Consider the following 16,698-nt stretch of genomic DNA (forward strand, 5'->3'; position numbering starts at 1 on the left):
AGTTATAATGAACACACAGAGGAGACTCCCTCCTGGAAAACTATATTGATACAGTTGCGGCCATGGGGCGGACTGTGATCGTTACAGGAACCGGAAATAACGGCAGCCAGCCCTGGCATGCGGGAGGAATTCTGCAGCAGGGGAAAACAGAAGAAATCCAGTTGGCGGTGGGAGTTTTTGAAACCACATTAAATGTACAGTTATGGAAGGATTATGAAGATGAGATGGAAATTTATCTGGAAAGTCCGTCCGGAGAACGGATCGGTCCATTATATGAAAGGCTGGGCCCACAGCGGCATCTGCTGGAAAATACAGAGCTTCTGATCTATTATGGAAAACCCGGTCCCTATCAGCTGTCACAGGAAATCTACATAGATTTCATTCCTGAGGGTAATTATGTGGACAGTGGTGTCTGGAAAGTTCTTTTGAGTGGAAAACGTGTGCGCTCCGGACAGTATTTCCTCTGGCTGCCGGGTGGAAATGTACTGAATCGCGGAACCGGGTTTTATTCTCCTCGGGCTGTGGGAACTTTGACGATTCCTTCCACTGCCGGAAAAGTTATTTCTGTTGGAGCTTATGATTCCAGACAGAATGCCTACGCAGATTTTTCCGGAAGGGGAAGTCAGTTCCTGCCGATCCGGAAGCCTGACCTCGCAGCTCCCGGCGTATCCATCTCCGCCCCGTTTCCCGGTGGAAGCTACGCCACTGTTACCGGAACTTCTTTTGCGGCACCCTTTGTCAGCGGAAGCGCAGCTCTGCTTATGGAGTGGGGGATCGTGAAAGGAAATGATCCGTTTCTTTATGGGGAAAAGGTGAAGGCGTATTTGAGGAAAGGCGCACAGAGTGTGGGCGGGTATGAAGAGTATCCGAATGTGGAGGTGGGATGGGGGGAGAACGTTATAATAAGGTCACATTGAAGAAAGTCAGTAAAATCAAGTGTTTCCGTTCATTTTCTCAACACAGAAATGAAGCACTTTTTCCATAAATTTGAAGAAAATCTGCCCGGGTTAGACGCAAAATGATATGGAAAGCACCTTTTGTAGCAATGACATAACATGAACCAGCAGTTCTGTTATGGACAGTTAATGAAATAAGAATCAAACGAAAGCGAGGTCATGATAATATGAAACTGACTTATATAGGATCAATTAAAAATGTTTTTCCACCATAATAAAAAAAAATGGTGGCATTTCGTATTTGCTGAAGGTACATGAAAATGTTCTCCTGTTAAATGATATTTTATAAGTTGTTTTCTATAGATATCCGCTGATAGTAGATATCTATGATATCCTGTAAAGTAATCGTATTCATTTTTTCTTCGGCAGTCTTTTGAATTTCATTATAAAATCCCTGCAAAGATAACTGAATGTTAATGCCAACGCCACATTCTGGATTGGTATGAGTATCTAAATGAAGCAATGGTTTATCACCTTCAACTGCTTTATAAATATCCAGCAATGTAATCTGATCTGCTGGTTTTGAAAGAGAAGGACGGGCATGTCCGGCTACACTGGTCATAAGTTCCGCTTTTTTTAGTTTTAACATAAGCTGGCGTACAAAGCCGGGATTTGTATGGACACTTTCTGCAATTGAGGCGCTGGAGAGAGATTTTTCCTGGTTGATAGCAATCAGAACCATCACATGAACAGTATCGCTTAATTTCGTTGAGTATTTCATGATAAGAAACTCCTTGTAGTATGATATAATGATTTTGGTTTCACGTTTTTGAGGCGAAAATATTTCTGGTTTGTCAAAAACATCCCAAGTTCTCAACAGCTCTTTTTAATGTGTTGAGAAATTGTACATATTTTTTATTTTGATGATTGTAAATAATATAATTACAACTATAATGAAATTTAAAGGAAAAGTCAACATAGTAATAAAACTTACGGAGGATTGTATAATATGCTGATTGTGGACAAATTAAAAGGAAATTTATATACCAGAATCAAAAAACATATGACTAAAAAAATGTATCACCTTTATTATCGTGAAAACAGGGAAGCTTCACAGTCTAAAGAAGAATATGAAGCAAATTTATTAAGAGCATACCGACATTTAGACGCATGCAGATTCAAAAATAAGGGATGGCCATGTCCAACATGCCCAAGTTGCTGTTTTTGTGGAAAAGATTATGAAACTATGACTGAGGTAATGGATTTTGTCCGGGAATGGATAAAAGAGAATCCGGATAAAGCCAGATTAATGAAACCACCAAAATCCTTGCATAAACATTGATTATTACATGATGCGATAAAATATTTACAAAGGAGAACTTATGGAATACAGAAATCAAACAGAAAATCGTGCATTTCAGGAAATGCTGCAGGCAGCAGTAAAACGGCTGCAAAATCGTTCCGGAGAGGATATTGCTGCAAAAAGTGGGGCTGTTTTTCATAGCAGCCGAAATGTGCTTGAGGTACCGAGTTTTCATGAAGTGTTTGAAATTCAACTTCCTGAGTTTTATATTAGTTCAGATATAGATGAATGGCATTATCTGACATTGCTGCATTATCTGGATATGGCCGATGGAACAGAAGGTTCACAGAAGCTCATTACTTTTGGTAACCTGAAAGATGGATTGATTCGAGGAACCAGGTTTGACCGGACTGCAGAGCAGAAACTGGAAAAGCTTTTGCAGGATAAAGATCCTGAGAAAATTCAGAAAGCATGTAAAAACCTGGGTGCAGAATTCACAGAGACAAAGGCGGATTTGTGTGCTGTTTTTCCAGTTCTGCCAAGATATCCGGTAACTTTAAAGATATGGTTTGCAGATGAAGAATTTCCTGCATCTGGCAAAATATTTCTTCAGGATCATGCCGATCATTATCTGAGTGTAGAAGATGCGGTAACAGTTGGAGAAATTTTGCTGCAAAAATTATCGGAAGCATTTTCTTCCCTCTGATCATGAATCAGAAAACTTTCCAGTCCGGCTTTGATAAATTTGTCGATTACTGTCTGAATCTGTTTCCAGTCATTACAGTGATTGCGGAGCATCAGTCTGTTGATGGAAAGGCAGCCATTCATTTGAAAATAAAAAACCGATTCTGCCTGTTCAAAGGTCAGGAGGCTGTGTGACATAAGCCAGGTCACATAGCCTTCTTTTGTATTTTCTGCTATTTTTTCCAGAAGAATAGGGGCAATTGCATCATCCAGAAACAGTGCCCTGTATTGTGATTCCATCTGTATTTTCTGACAGAACGGATAGGAACAGCTTTTTTGATTTAGACAGAATAAATGATCTACAGTTGTTAACATATCCTGAGTCATATCATTAAAAATATCTGATAATACATCATGGATATCGTAGTAATGAAGATAAAAAGTGCCACGGTTGATTTCAGCATTTTTGCAGATCTCTGTAACTGTAATTTTCGTAAAACTTTTCTGATTTAACAACTCTAAGAACGTATCTTTTATGGTTTGCCTGGTATAGCGGGTACGGCGATCTTGTTTTCTCGTTTTTTCTGACATTATATACTCCTGTATTAGTTAGTATCATATAATTTCTCAACAATTTTTCTGATGTGTTGAGTAACCATACAAATCTCACAGATTGATTATTGTAATTTATATAGTAACAACTATAATGAGGTTTAAAGAAAAAGTCAACAGATTGTTCAGAATTTTAGGAGGAAAAACATGGGACATGTAATTGCAGTATCAGGAAAAGGTGGCGTAGGGAAAACAACCCTTTGTGGATTGTTGATTCAATATTTATGTGAAAATGGAAAACATCCGGTTTTAGCTGTAGATGCAGATGCAAATGCGAATTTGAATGAAGTGCTCGGCGTTGAACCGGAGATTACACTCGGAGAACTGAGAGAAGAGATTGAACGTGCAGGAGTTGATCCACGGTATCAGATTCCGACAGGAATAACAAAACAGGCTTATCTGGAAATGCGTCTCTCCGATGCAATTGCAGAAGAAGATGATTATGATTTGATGGTAATGGGGCGAACCCAGGGACAGGGCTGCTATTGTTTTGTAAATGGTCTTGTGCAGACCCAGGTTCAGAAACTGCAAAGCCATTATCCATATATTGTGGTTGATAACGAAGCAGGTATGGAACATATCAGCAGAGGAATCCTGCCAATGATGGAAGTTGCGATTCTTGTAAGTGACTGTTCCAGAAGAGGTGTTCAGGCGGCCGGACGTATTGCAAAGCTGATGAAGGAGTTAAACTTTAAACCACAGAAAACCGGATTGATCGTGAATCGTGTTCCAGATGGAAAACTGGATGCCGGAACTCTGGAAGAAATCCGAAATCAGGGACTGGAATTGTTAGGGGTTGTGCCACATGATGACCAGGTATATCAGTATGACTGTGATGGAAAGCCGATCATACAGCTTCCGAAAGATTCTCCTGTAAGAAGTGCACTGGGAGAAATTGTAAAGAAGTTGGGATTGTGAGTTGGAGGATTGAAAGTTTGAAGATTGAGCAAACAGAAATATTATCTGATTTGGTATAACCAATTGCAAAGAAAGGAAAATCTTCATGAGAAATCATTGGACAGAAATAGAAAAATATTTAGAAGACCAGAAGATAGCGCAGGAACTGATTGGAGAACTGAGAGATTTTCACATGCGTTATGAGGTAGAAAATCAAGTAAAGGAACGGGTAGAAAAACCGGATATCCTATTTTATGGGAAAAAGATTCTGGAAATGTCAATAGCAGCGCTTCTTCAGGGAGATAACCTGTTACTTTCCGGTGCGAAAGCTACAGGAAAAAATGTACTATGTGAGACACTGGCATGGATATTCGGAAGACCGGAATACGACATTTCTTTTCATGTAAATACAGACAGTGCCGATCTGATTGGAACGGATACCTTTATAAATAATGAGGTTCGCCTTCGGAAAGGCCCTATCTACCAATGCGCGGAATTTGGAGGATTTGGAATCCTGGACGAAATCAATATGGCAAAAAATGATGCGGTTTCTGTACTGCATGCCACACTGGATCATCGGCGCAGAATCGATATTCCAGGATATAACAGGATTTTACTTCATCCGGCAACACGATTTATCGGTACGATGAATTATGGTTACGCAGGTACCAGAGAACTAAATGAAGCATTGGTTTCAAGGTTTATGGTAATTGATATGCCTGAAATGGATGAGGATAGTGTCCTTTTTGTATTGAGACAACATTTTCCAGATGGGAAAAAAAGTGCGCTGAAAGCTTTTGCAGGACTGTTTCTGGATTTGCAGATCAAAGCTTATCATGGAGAAATCTCAACAAAATCTCTTGACCTAAGAGGATTGGTTTCTGCTGTAAAAGCAACAAAAAGCGGACTTTCTCCAATTGATGCAATCCAGATGGGGATCATAAATAAAAGTTTTGATGTATTTGAAAAAGAGATCGTAGAAGATGTGGTTTCTACCAGAATCCCATCTTCCTGGACCGGAAAAGATATATGGGGGTAAGCTTGTATGGAGGATGTCAGATGGCCGGCGGAACAACTGGAAGAACATCGTCTGGAGATCAGTAATCGTATCAGAAATCTTTTTTGGACAGTCAGTGGTGATTATGATATAGAATTTGAACCGGACACAGAAAAATATGTTTATTCAAAACAAACGGTTCTATATGAGGCAGTGAAGCAGGGTGCCTTTGCACGATATTTTGATCAGAAGAAACTTGGCATGTATTTGATGAAAAAATTACATTTTTCTGCTGGAGAAGATATGCTCTTGCCTCTTGCTGGATTATGCATGGATGCTGCAGTGAATCGTTTTATCATTCGAGAACGTTTGGGAACAAAGGAAATCAGAGAACAGGCGTTCAGAGAATTGGAAAAGGCCGAGGAAGAGCAGGTATCAGACAAAGCTGGAACAGACCTGATTCACAGGATTAGGCTTCTGTATATAAGGCATGTTCTGGAGAACACAGACGATGAGGGAATGGATCCACAGGCAGAGATTGCATTGTACAAGATTCTTTCTTTGAAGGATGCGGAAAATACGGAAGAGGTCATAAACGTGATAGATGAGATTTATAATCATGTTCTGGATCCCTCTTTTGAAAAAAGGAATGGAAATCTGGAGAAGATTCTGAATTTACCGGATATGGCGTTGGCCAATGACGCGTGGCAGGAATGCATGACGGATGAACAGATGGAAGACATCATTCAAAAATATCTTTCTAATCTCAAAAAAAAGATGATGAGTCTGGATATCAGAAACAAAAAGAAAAAAAGATTTTATTTCTCTCCGGAAAATGAAGAAGTTTCGGAAAGCTCGGAGAATATAAATCCACAGGCAGTGCGACGGATACGGGAATATGTGGAACTGAATTACGGGAAATCGCATCTAAGTGAATCGGAGCAGGCCAGAATCAACCGGAAATTTTGTACAGGAATCCACAAAAACTGTATCCTGTATCTTACAGATGGAATTTTACAGAACCCAGTCATAAAAAATAATCAATACCGTTTTTCTCAGCTGCAGTTTGAAAAAAATAAAGCCTATTATGGAAATAATCACTGGATCATCAAAAGAAATATTTCTGTGTTGGCAGAGTCACTGAAACGGGCATTTATAATCCGAAAGGATGATTCTGTCAGCAGATCTGATGCAGGGCAGCTTGTTCCTGAGAGGTTATGGAAAATTGGAAGAACAGACGATGACAAGTTATTTAATAGAAAAAAGAGATCTGAAGATTCTGAGTTTGTAATAGACGTCCTGATTGATTCCAGTGGTTCCCAAGCTGGCAGACAGGCTCAGGTAGCGGCTCAGGGATATATTATCAGTGAAGCATTAAGCCAGGCAGGAATTCCTCATCGGGTGACAGGATACTGTGCTTTCTGGGGATATACAGTACTTCAGAGATTTCGGGATTATGAAGATCCAAGGGAAACAAATGAAAGAATCTTTCAATTCCGGGCATATGCCAATAACAGAGATGGGCTTGCACTGAAAACCGTCTGTTCCTCTCTCATGGAGCGACCGGAAAAAAATAAGATTTTAATCGTATTAAGTGATGGAAAACCCTGTGATATGAGCATACAACGACCAGGAACCCGCCAGCCCAAGATCTATGACGGAGAAGGAGCTGTGAAAGATACTGCTTATGAGGTGCGTCGGGCCAGAAATCAGGGAATTTTCGTGATTGGTATTTTTGTAGGGAATGAAGAAGAACTCTCCGTGGAAAAGAGAATCTATGGAAAAGACTTTGCCTATATTCGTAATATCAGCAATTTTTCCCGTATGGTAGGAACTTTTTTGCGAAGACAAATTGATATGGAATGAAAATGGAGAAATCACTATGGGTAAAATTGAATTTGCCAATTGCCAGGATGTAAGAAATCAGAAAAAGATACAGGAATTAGATTGTCCACGCTGTCATGAACCGGGAGGCATTGAAGCCTTTGTGAAAGACGGGATACTTGCAGAGGACGGAGTATGTGATAACTGCGGATATATTCTTCCAGAAGGAACAGAACTGGAGGAAGTGGAGTAAGAAGCATTTAAGAGAGATATTTGATGTAATGGCAAAATAGACATTATATTAATTTAATTATTTTTCGAAAACAGTTTGAAGTATGGTCATATGTAATGCTTATTATTTAGAAAAAAGAAAAGGAGTAAATATAGAGATGAAAATAGCAGTTTGCGGAAAAGGTGGATGTGGAAAAAGTACAGTAACCAGTCTTTTGGCTAAGGCTTTAGCCAGACGAGGAAAAGAAATTTTGGTAATTGATTCCGATGAATCTAATTATGGTCTGCACCGACAGCTAGGTATGAAGCTTCCCAGAGATTTTACAGACTATTTCGGTGGTAAGCAAAATGTTTTAAATGATATGATGTTATCAAAATTTACTCATCAGTTTTTTGAGGAAACTTGGACTATAGATGATATACCAGAAGATTATTATAGCCTGAAGGACGGTGTAAAACTGATGACCAGTGGAAAAATTCATCAGGCAAATGAAGGGTGTTCTTGTGCTATGGGAACTGTTATGACTCAATTCATCCAAAATCTCAGGCTTACAGAAGACCAATTTGCGCTAATGGATATGGAGGCTGGTATTGAACACTTTGGACGTGGAATTGATAACGGTGTAGATCTGATATTGATAATCATAGATCCATCCTATGAATCCCTACAGCTTTCCAAAAAAATCGGGGAATTATCGGAAAGTATTCGAAAACCATTTTATTACGTTCTCAATAAAGTAACAAAAGAGAATCAGGAAATGATGTATGAAGCTGTATGGAATTCAAGTCGAGTCGCTGTATCTCTTAGTGCGGATCCTGGTATTATGGGAGAGGGACTGATGGGGAAAGAACTATCAGAAAAACCAGATGCTATTGAAAACTTAACAGAATTTCTACTTTCTATTTAAAGAATGAGGAGATTTACTGTGGATATATGATAAAAGAACACCAGATCATACAGCTATAATTTGTAATATTACATCCACTTGACGCAAGAAATAAGCAGTGATATACTGAACCAAAAGTTATTTATAAAATAACAATAAAAACCTGGGACTATATTGTGTGATTGAACAGTTACAAAGAATGTAATTCTTGTGGAGGGTATAGGATGATACAGATTGCAATTGTGGAAGATGAAGAAATTTATGTAAAACAATTAACAGAGTATATCCGAAAATATCAAACGGAAAGGGGAAGATCAATAAAGGTTACGGTATTTGGTGATGGAGAAGATATCACTGAGAATTACAGTGGCGGTTTTGACATTATTCTGATGGATATTCAGATGCGGTTCATGGACGGTATGACAGCAGCAGAAAAAATCCGTCAGATGGATCAGAAAGTAATTATTATGTTTATTACAAATATGATTCAATATGCAGTACGTGGATATGAAGTTGATGCAATGGATTATGTAGTAAAACCAGTTGAGTACTTTTCTTTTTCGCAGAAACTGGATAAAGCAGTTGGACGTATGCGCTCTGAGGTTAAAGAATTTCTTACGATTCCGATTGGGGAAGGAGTTGTAAAGATAGATATAGCAGATATCTATTTTATTGAGGGGCAGAGACATAATGTAATTTATTATACTTCGAGAGGAGATTACTGTTCAAGAATTACGATGAAAGAACTCGAAGAAAAACTTGCGGTACATAATTTTTTTCGATGTGCAAAGGGATATCTGGTAAATATGAATCATGTAGAGGGATTTGTTGGTTCTGATTGTGTGATCCATAATGTACATATACCTGTCAGCAGAACCAGAAAAAAAGAATTCATGAATGTGCTTCTGCAAAACCTCAATATGGAATGATTTCATGCGAAATGGAGGATACTATGTTATATCAGGATATTCCGAGAATTTATACGGCAATAGCAGAGTGGGGATCATGTCTGGTTTATCTTTATATCCTAAAAAAAGAAAACATGAAATCTGTACATTTTCTTACAGGCAGTCTTTTCATGTTGGCAATGCAGAGTATCTTTCTGACTTTGACAGGCAGCGTAACTGAAATTTTGTGGGTTCCCTGTATGATGATCGCTGCAGGTATGATGTATGGATTTCTTATGGTCGGAGGAAATATGAAGCCTCTGGGAGCGGCTTATTGCTGTGCCCGTGCATTTGTTCTTGCTGAGTTTGTAGCTTCGCTGCAGTGGCAGATTGTATCTATTGTACAGGCATGGGGGAATCAAAGCATCTGGGTTGAAATTCTGATCACGATGGTTATTTTTGGAGGCTGCTTTACTATTAATATTTATTTAGAAAAAGATCTCCTGAAGCAGAATTATCTTGAACAGATGACAGTAAAGGAAGTAGCAGCGGCGGCAATCATGGCTGTTGCAATCTTTGCTTTTAGTAATCTGAGATTTTTAAATGAAAATGCACCATTTGCGAGCAGAGAACGTGCAGATATTTTTTCTATCAGAACACTGATCGATTTTGGAGGAATTGCAATCCTGCATGCTTATCAGAGCAGGATCAGTGAGTATGTTGCCGAGAAAGAACTTTCAGTAATGAACGTGATGCTGAAAAGCCAGTATGATCAATACCGAAATTATCAGGACAGCCTGGATCTTATACAAATGAAATACCATGATCTGAAACACCAGATAACGGGACTTCGTGCGGAATCAGATGAAGAGAAACGAAAAAAATGGATTGATTCCATGGAAAAGGAAATCGCTGCCTTTGAAAATATAAGCAGAACGGGGAATCAGGTACTTGATACGATTTTGGCAGCTAAGATTTTCCATTGTCGAAAAAATCATATACAGATTACCTGTGTGGCAGATGGAAAATTATTGGATCATATGCATGTAACAGATATATGTTCTATATTTGGAAATGCTTTGGATAATGCGATTGAACATGTAATTTTGATTTCAGATCCGGAAAAAAGACTGATCCATCTGACAGTATCCGCTCAAAAAGGATTTGTGTTTATCAAGATAGAGAATTATTGTGAAGCAGAAATTTCCAAAAATGAAGAAGATCTGATTACAACAACAAAAAAGGATAGTAAAAACCATGGTTTTGGATTGAAGAGTATTCGTAAAGCTGTAGAAAAATATGATGGTTCTGTAGTATTTGGAGTACAGCAGAACTGGTTTGAATTAAAGATTCTTTTACCCAGAGTATTGTAATACTCTGGGTATTTTTGTATTTTGTGCCATATTTGCTGCATCTTGTGCCAAAAACGGCACGAAATAATGACCATGTTATAGTAATGCCAACAGGAAATGATACCTGAAAAAGACAAGAGAGTCAAAGGAGGAAAAAGAGAATGATCAGTGTTGAAATGGAAGATGTTCTGGCGGTATTACAATTATGCAAACCGTATATTATCGGTATTATTGCTGCACTTGTAATTGGAATCGTAATTATGATAGCATGCCGCAGGATGTCCAGGGACAAAAGATTTCTGATAAGAGGGGAAGCTGCGATCGCAATGGTTCTTGCAGTTGTTGTCTGCGTGAATATGATCTGTTTTGGACCAATGGCTACGTTGATTGGACTGGCAACGGGAAATGGAACTTTAAGTGATGAAACAAATGAAGAAGCTGCGGAAGTAGCAGAAGAAATTATGGAAGACGGAATTGTTCTTCTGAAGAATGAAAGCCTGCTTCCTTTAAATGAAACAAAAAAACTGAATATTTTTGGCTGGGAATCTATTAATCCGGCTTACGGAGGAGCTGGTTCCGGTGGAATTAATGATCTGTATGATATTGTCAGTCTGAATCAGGGACTTGAAAATGCCGGATTTTCTATTAACCAGGAACTGGTTGATTTTTATAACAATTATGGTGCAGATAATCCGGAAATGTCTATCCAGAAACAGAGCTGGACATTACCGGAGCCACCTGTAGATACTTACGATGATGAGCTTATTAAAAGTGCGAAAGAGTATTCTGATGTGGCAGTTGTGGTTCTTTCCAGAAAAGCAGGTGAAGGTCATAATGATATTCCTATGGATGTAAAAAAAGCAGCATATGATAATAATTCAGATGAATATGATGATTTTCCTGAGGGAGAGCATTATTTACAGCTTTCACAAACTGAGAGAGATATGGTGGATATGGTTTGCTCAAACTTTGATAATGTGATTGTGATTTATAATGGGGCAAATCAGTTTGAACTTGGTTTCGCAGATGAATATCCTCAGATTAAATCTGTTGTATGGTGCCCCGGAACGGGAAATGTGGGATTTAATGCACTTGGTAAAGTATTTTCAGGTGAAGTCAATCCTTCCGGAAAAACACCGGATACATTTATTTATGATATGACGACTGCTCCGTGGTGGAATAATGCAGAAAAAATAGAGTATACAAATCTGGCAGATATGGCTGTTGAAGGAATGAACGCAGGAACTGCGCAGGTGTATGCTCCGGCATTTACCAATTATGTGGAAGGCATTTATGTAGGATACAAGTACTATGAAACAGCTGCACAGGAAGGTGCGATTGATTACGATAAGACTGTACAGTATCCATTTGGATATGGTCTGAGTTACACGGAATTTGAACAGAAAATGGGTGAACTGGAGGAAAAAGACGGACAGATTTCTGTAGATGTAGAAGTAACCAATACCGGAGATGTTGCCGGGAAAGATGTAGTAGAAGTGTATTATAAACCGCCATATACAAATGGGGGAATTGAGAAATCTTCTGCAAATCTGATCGAGTTTGCAAAAACAGATCTGCTTCAGCCGGGAGAATCTCAGATTGTTACAGTTACATTTAGTATAGAAGATATGGCATCTTATGATGAGAATAATGCAAAAGCATATGTTCTTGAAAAAGGTGACTATATAATCTCTATTAACAGCGATTCACACACTGTGCTGGATCAGAAAACTTATACTGCAGATGCTGATGTAGTATATAAGGGAGAAAATAAAAGAGCATCAGATGATACTGCAGCAACAAATGTATTTGAAGATGCAAAAGGCGATGTGACATATTTATCACGAGCAGATCATTTTGCAAATTATGAAGAGGCTACAGTAGCACCGGCATCTGCAGAGCTGGGTGAGCCATATGTTTCTGAATATCATCTGAACAGCAACTTTGATAAGACTACATATCTCAATGATGAGGATGTAATGCCGACAACGGGAGCAGATAATGGACTTACATTAGCTGATATGCGTGATGCTGATTATGACGATCCTCGTTGGGAAAAACTTCTGGATCAGCTTACTGTTGATGAAATGGCAAATATGATTGCAATGGCAGGTTATCAGACAGCAGCCATGGATTCTGTGGGAAAAGTGGCTACACTTGATTTCGATGGACCAGCAGCAATTAATAACAACTTTACAGGAGTTGGTTCTATTGGATTTCCAATTGAAGTTGTGGTTGCTTCCACATGGAATAAGGAACTTGCACAGGCCTGGGGTGAATGCATGGGCAAGATGAGTCAGGAAATGGGTGCAGAGGGCTGGTATGCACCAGGTATGAATACTCATAGAACCGCATTTGGAGCAAGAAACTATGAATACTTTTCAGAAGATGGAGTTCTTGCAGGAAATATGGGAGCAAAAGCAGTAGAAGGAGCAAGAAAATATGGAGTTTATTCTTACATCAAACATTTTGCTCTGTATGAGGGAAATGCAAAGATGGTAAGTGTCTGGTCAAATGAGCAGGCAATCCGAGAAATCTATCTGAAACCATTTGAAATTTCTGTAAAACAGGGTGGCGCAAATGCGGTTATGGTTTCCTGGAGTTTTCTTGGAGATAAATGGACTGGAGAAAGCAGCAACCTTATGAATACAGTTCTCAGAGATGAATGGGGATTCAGGGGAATGGCGCTTACAGACTTCTTCCGAAACAATGGTCATGGATTTATGAATGCAGATGCAGCTTTGGCGAATGGAGTAGATGCAATGTTGTCCACATTCAACGGAGAAGAGAACAATGTAGCCAATCAGAAGCATCCAACATCTGTACTTCAGATGAGGAATGCCTGCAAAAATGTCATGTATACAGTTGTAAGCAGCTGGGCTTATGATGGAGAACACGAAGAAACAGGTATGGAAAACTGGAAAAAAGCAGGAATTGGAATCGACATTGTAATAGCACTTTTCATGGCAGGAATGGAAGTACTGGTAATCAGAGGATATAAGAAAAGAAAGAATGCTGAATAAGGATGAAAGTGGGATGGAAAACAGTTATGAAACAGCAAAAATTGGTTGAAAAGATGACAATAGAAGAAAAGGCAGCAATCCTCAGTGGAAAAACTGTCTGGCAGACCAGAGAAATTGACAGGCTTTCCATCCCGTCCATCTTTCTTTCAGATGGACCACATGGAATCAGAAAACAGGCAGGAGCAGGAGATCATCTGGGACTGAATGCATCCTTAAATGCGACATGTTTTCCCACAGCAGCGACGATTGCAAACAGCTGGAATCAGGATCTGGGGGAAGAGATTGGACAGGCTCTTGGAGAGGAAGCAGCAAGTATGGATGTAAATATACTGCTTGGTCCGGGATTGAATATTAAAAGAAGCCCATTATGTGGAAGAAATTTTGAATATTTTTCAGAAGATCCATATCTTTCCGGGAAGATGGCAGCATCATATATTCGTGGAATACAGAGTAAAGGCGTTTATGCCTGCCCGAAGCATCTGGCGGTTAACAGTCAGGAACTTCGGAGAATGGCAATGGATGCAGTTGTTGACGAACGGACATTAAGAGAAATATATCTGACCGGTTTTGAGATAGCTGTTAAAGAAGGACACGCAAAAGCAATCATGAGCAGTTACAACCAGATTAATGGGATTTATGCTAATGAGGACAAACATCTTTTGACAGACATCTTGCGCAAAGATTGGGGATTTGATGGAATTGTAATAACAGACTGGGGCGGAAGCAATGACCATGTGAAAGGTGTTGCTGCCGGCTCAAATCTGGAGATGCCGTCCTGTGGGTATGATTCTGCAAGAGAAGTGATTGCTGCTGTCCAAAAAGGAAAGCTGAAGGAAGTGGATTTGGATGAAAGAGTTGGAGAACTGGTAGATGCAGTGATGGAACTGACATCAGGAAAGAAGCTTTCAGATAAAAACTTTGACAGAAACGCACATCATCAACTGGCAAGGAAAGCAGCAGCAGAAAGCATGATTCTTCTAAAAAATGAAAAACAGATTCTTCCGCTGGATACCAAAAAATCCATCGCTGTTATTGGAGATTTTGCTTTTTCACCCAGATATCAGGGGGCAGGATCTTCTATGGTCAATCCAACAAAAGTAGAAGATATGTCATCGATTTTGCAACAATATGATCTGAATATTCTGGGAATGACAAGAGGCTATCATAGAAATGGAGATGTAGATGAGAATGATAGAAAGTTTGCATTAAATTTGTCTATGAATGCGGATATTGTAATTTTCTGCTTTGGTCTTGATGAGATCAGTGAATCAGAAGGACTGGACAGAACCCATATGCGTATTCCGCAGGATCAGATCGATCTTCTGCAGGATATTAGTAAGGTGAATGAAAATGTTATTGGAATACTGAGTGCTGGATCAGCGATAGAAATGCCATGGCACACCTGCTGCAAAGCGATTTTGCATGGCTATCTGAATGGACAGGCAGGCGCTTCTGCAACATTGGATATTCTGACCGGAAAGGTGAACCCATCAGGAAGACTGGCAGAAACATATCCCATATCTTATGAACAGACACCGGCATTTCGATATTATCCAAGTAATGAGAAAACATCGGAATACCGCGAGAGTGTTTATGTAGGATATCGCTATTATGATACTTCAAAAGTACGGGTGCAGTTTCCATTTGGTTTTGGACTTTCCTATACGGAATTTACATATTCTGATCTTATCATAGAAGAGGATGGAATCAAAGTTTCGGTTACCAATACAGGTGACAGAGATGGAGCTGAGGTTGTTCAGATGTATGTAGGACTTCCTAATGCAATCGTGTTCCGACCGGAAAAAGAACTGAAAGGTTTTGCAAAAGTTTATCTAAAGGCAGGAGAAAGCAGACAGCTCAGGATTCCCTTTGATGATAAGACATTCCGTTATTGGAATATAAAAACGGGACAGTGGGAAATAGAAACAGGAACTTATCAGATTATGGTAGGAGCCAGTGTTGCAGATATTCGTTTAACAGGTATGACTGAGAGAACTGGAAATAGTAAAGGGTATCCGTATAATCCGGCAAAAATGCCTTACTATTATACAGGAATCGTGCAGAAAATATCAGATGAGGAATTTCGTGAACTTCTTGGCCATGAGATACCGAACGGGAGATGGAGTGGAAATCTGGAAATTAATGATGCAATTTGTCAGATGTATTATGCAAAAAGCCGACTTGCAAGACTGATATATAGATGTCTCACAAAAATGAAAAAGAAGAGTGAGGCACAGGGAAAGCCGGATCTGAATATTCTTTTTATTTACAATATGCCGTTTCGGGGGATTGCCAAGATGACCGGCGGGGCAGTCAGTATGGAAATGGTATATGGAATTGTCGATGCTGTGAATGGCCACTTTATGCTTGGAGTAAAGAAAGTAGTTGGCGGATATTTCAGAAACAGAAGAAATAATAAGAAATATGAAAAATTATTAAAAGGAGACGGAGGGAAGCGCAGATGAATCATATAAAAAATATATGGAAATGTTTTGAAGAGAAACATTCTGTTTTTGCAAAATGGCTTTATCAGATATTCTATTTTGTTATATTCAGTATGGGCGTGACAGTATTCCAGTATCTGGTATTTACATTTTTACCAGGGATTTTGGGAATTGGTCTGGCTGGTATAGAATTTATGTGGCCAAAGGTTTCTATGAATCTGTTTGGAGTAAAATTTACATGGAGTTTGCTGGGGTATAATGTATTGCGTGATGCAACGGGGAATGTATTGATCGGTGGTGGACTTGGCTATTTTATCAGTTATGAATTGGGGTCATTTCTTGCACAGTGTATCAATTTTCCACTTCAGAGAAATATTACCTTTAAAAGCCATGGAAATCCTGTATATCAGGCAATCTGGTATTTTGTTGCATGGGTGGTAATTTCACTGATTTGTAATGGATTTAATAATCTGTGGATGCCAGTTGCATCTGCATATGTGGCACCGGCAGTCTATAACATGCTTGTGACAATTATTACAGGTGGAGTTTCCATGGTGATTTTTTTCTTTGTGTTTAAAATTATTTTCCCAGAGGGGAAGGCTGAATAGAAGAAAATAGCAAGATGTTAGAAACTGGTATTAAAATGATGCAATCTGATATG

At 39.1% G+C, this 16,698-nt stretch carries 15 protein-coding genes; 13 read left to right on the forward strand and 2 right to left on the reverse strand.

The features are described from left to right. Positions 1–74: 74 nt before the first annotated feature. Positions 75–917 carry a S8 family serine peptidase gene (locus EYS05_RS08920; protein ID WP_243119068.1) on the forward strand — a complete coding sequence of 281 codons (843 nt, stop codon included), beginning with the start codon at positions 75–77 and terminating at the stop codon, positions 915–917. 322 nt (positions 918–1,239) lie between these two features. On the opposite strand, the gene EYS05_RS08925 is transcribed toward EYS05_RS08920, so the two are convergent. Beyond that, positions 1,240–1,677, reverse strand: a complete 438-nt coding sequence (locus EYS05_RS08925; protein ID WP_118623306.1) for an Rrf2 family transcriptional regulator — start codon at positions 1,675–1,677, stop codon at positions 1,240–1,242. Positions 1,678–1,905: 228 nt separating this feature from the next. On the opposite strand from EYS05_RS08925, the gene EYS05_RS08930 reads away from it, so the two are divergent. Both EYS05_RS08930 and EYS05_RS08935 read left to right on the forward strand, forming a co-directional pair. Next, the gene (locus EYS05_RS08930) at positions 1,906–2,238 is read left to right on the forward strand and encodes a nitrous oxide-stimulated promoter (RefSeq protein WP_118064022.1); all 333 of its coding nucleotides are present in this window, start codon (positions 1,906–1,908) and stop codon (positions 2,236–2,238) included. A 40-nt stretch (positions 2,239–2,278) separates the two neighbouring features. Then, on the forward strand, positions 2,279–2,905 hold the full coding sequence (locus tag EYS05_RS08935) for a DUF3786 domain-containing protein (protein ID WP_138277033.1): 627 nt from the start codon (positions 2,279–2,281) through the stop codon (positions 2,903–2,905). Here EYS05_RS08935 and EYS05_RS08940 read toward each other — a convergent pair. After that, on the reverse strand, positions 2,827–3,474 hold the full coding sequence (locus EYS05_RS08940; protein WP_082424858.1) for a TetR/AcrR family transcriptional regulator: 648 nt from the start codon (positions 3,472–3,474) through the stop codon (positions 2,827–2,829). The two genes, EYS05_RS08935 and EYS05_RS08940, sit on opposite strands and share 79 nt — an antisense overlap. 168 nt (positions 3,475–3,642) lie before the next feature. On the opposite strand from EYS05_RS08940, the gene EYS05_RS08945 reads away from it, so the two are divergent. From EYS05_RS08945 to EYS05_RS08990, 10 genes are all read left to right on the forward strand, one after another. Then, positions 3,643–4,413, forward strand: coding sequence for an ATP-binding protein (locus EYS05_RS08945; RefSeq protein ID WP_138277034.1), 771 nt, complete (start codon positions 3,643–3,645; stop codon positions 4,411–4,413). Positions 4,414–4,498: 85 nt separating this feature from the next. Continuing rightward, positions 4,499–5,431, forward strand: coding sequence for an AAA family ATPase (locus EYS05_RS08950; RefSeq protein ID WP_138277035.1), 933 nt, complete (start codon positions 4,499–4,501; stop codon positions 5,429–5,431). A gap of 6 nt (positions 5,432–5,437) precedes the next feature. Further along, positions 5,438–7,255, forward strand: a complete 1,818-nt coding sequence (locus tag EYS05_RS08955; protein ID WP_138277036.1) for a cobaltochelatase CobT-related protein — start codon at positions 5,438–5,440, stop codon at positions 7,253–7,255. A gap of 16 nt (positions 7,256–7,271) precedes the next feature. Then, positions 7,272–7,466 carry a hypothetical protein gene (locus EYS05_RS08960; protein WP_015542178.1) on the forward strand — a complete coding sequence of 65 codons (195 nt, stop codon included), beginning with the start codon at positions 7,272–7,274 and terminating at the stop codon, positions 7,464–7,466. Positions 7,467–7,602: 136 nt separating this feature from the next. Further along, the gene (locus EYS05_RS08965) at positions 7,603–8,352 is read left to right on the forward strand and encodes an ATP-binding protein (protein ID WP_117593148.1); all 750 of its coding nucleotides are present in this window, start codon (positions 7,603–7,605) and stop codon (positions 8,350–8,352) included. Between the two features lie 203 nt (positions 8,353–8,555). Continuing rightward, positions 8,556–9,260: a LytR/AlgR family response regulator transcription factor gene (locus EYS05_RS08970; protein WP_118512626.1), complete on the forward strand. Its 705-nt coding sequence runs from the start codon at positions 8,556–8,558 to the stop codon at positions 9,258–9,260. A gap of 23 nt (positions 9,261–9,283) precedes the next feature. Then, positions 9,284–10,591: an ATP-binding protein gene (locus EYS05_RS08975; RefSeq protein ID WP_138277037.1), complete on the forward strand. Its 1,308-nt coding sequence runs from the start codon at positions 9,284–9,286 to the stop codon at positions 10,589–10,591. 140 nt (positions 10,592–10,731) lie between these two features. Then, the gene (locus EYS05_RS08980) at positions 10,732–13,593 is read left to right on the forward strand and encodes a glycoside hydrolase family 3 C-terminal domain-containing protein (protein ID WP_138277038.1); all 2,862 of its coding nucleotides are present in this window, start codon (positions 10,732–10,734) and stop codon (positions 13,591–13,593) included. A gap of 26 nt (positions 13,594–13,619) precedes the next feature. Further along, a complete protein-coding gene (locus tag EYS05_RS08985; protein ID WP_174235840.1) occupies positions 13,620–16,058 on the forward strand; it encodes a glycoside hydrolase family 3 C-terminal domain-containing protein in 2,439 nt (812 codons plus the stop codon). Continuing rightward, a complete protein-coding gene (locus EYS05_RS08990; protein WP_118512622.1) occupies positions 16,055–16,645 on the forward strand; it encodes a hypothetical protein in 591 nt (196 codons plus the stop codon). Before EYS05_RS08985 ends, EYS05_RS08990 begins: the two co-directional genes overlap by 4 nt. The last annotated feature ends 53 nt before the right edge of the window (positions 16,646–16,698 follow it).

This window comes from Blautia sp. SC05B48 (assembly GCF_005848555.1).
GTDB lineage: Bacteria > Bacillota > Clostridia > Lachnospirales > Lachnospiraceae > Blautia_A.

Bases quoted from the DNA above. Each gene is read 5' to 3' on its own strand.
- EYS05_RS08955 (WP_138277036.1), top strand. From the start codon at position 5,438: ATGGAGGATGTCAGATGGCCGGCGGAACAACTGGAAGAACATCGTCTG.
- EYS05_RS08960 (WP_015542178.1), top strand. From the start codon at position 7,272: ATGGGTAAAATTGAATTTGCCAATTGCCAGGATGTAAGAAATCAGAAA.
- EYS05_RS08945 (WP_138277034.1), top strand. From the start codon at position 3,643: ATGGGACATGTAATTGCAGTATCAGGAAAAGGTGGCGTAGGGAAAACA.
- EYS05_RS08950 (WP_138277035.1), top strand. From the start codon at position 4,499: ATGAGAAATCATTGGACAGAAATAGAAAAATATTTAGAAGACCAGAAG.
- EYS05_RS08970 (WP_118512626.1), top strand. From the start codon at position 8,556: ATGATACAGATTGCAATTGTGGAAGATGAAGAAATTTATGTAAAACAA.
- EYS05_RS08935 (WP_138277033.1), top strand. From the start codon at position 2,279: ATGGAATACAGAAATCAAACAGAAAATCGTGCATTTCAGGAAATGCTG.
- EYS05_RS08940 (WP_082424858.1), bottom strand. From the start codon at position 3,474: ATGTCAGAAAAAACGAGAAAACAAGATCGCCGTACCCGCTATACCAGG.
- EYS05_RS08980 (WP_138277038.1), top strand. From the start codon at position 10,732: ATGATCAGTGTTGAAATGGAAGATGTTCTGGCGGTATTACAATTATGC.
- EYS05_RS08975 (WP_138277037.1), top strand. From the start codon at position 9,284: ATGTTATATCAGGATATTCCGAGAATTTATACGGCAATAGCAGAGTGG.
- EYS05_RS08990 (WP_118512622.1), top strand. From the start codon at position 16,055: ATGAATCATATAAAAAATATATGGAAATGTTTTGAAGAGAAACATTCT.
- EYS05_RS08930 (WP_118064022.1), top strand. From the start codon at position 1,906: ATGCTGATTGTGGACAAATTAAAAGGAAATTTATATACCAGAATCAAA.
- EYS05_RS08965 (WP_117593148.1), top strand. From the start codon at position 7,603: ATGAAAATAGCAGTTTGCGGAAAAGGTGGATGTGGAAAAAGTACAGTA.
- EYS05_RS08985 (WP_174235840.1), top strand. From the start codon at position 13,620: ATGAAACAGCAAAAATTGGTTGAAAAGATGACAATAGAAGAAAAGGCA.
- EYS05_RS08925 (WP_118623306.1), bottom strand. From the start codon at position 1,677: ATGAAATACTCAACGAAATTAAGCGATACTGTTCATGTGATGGTTCTG.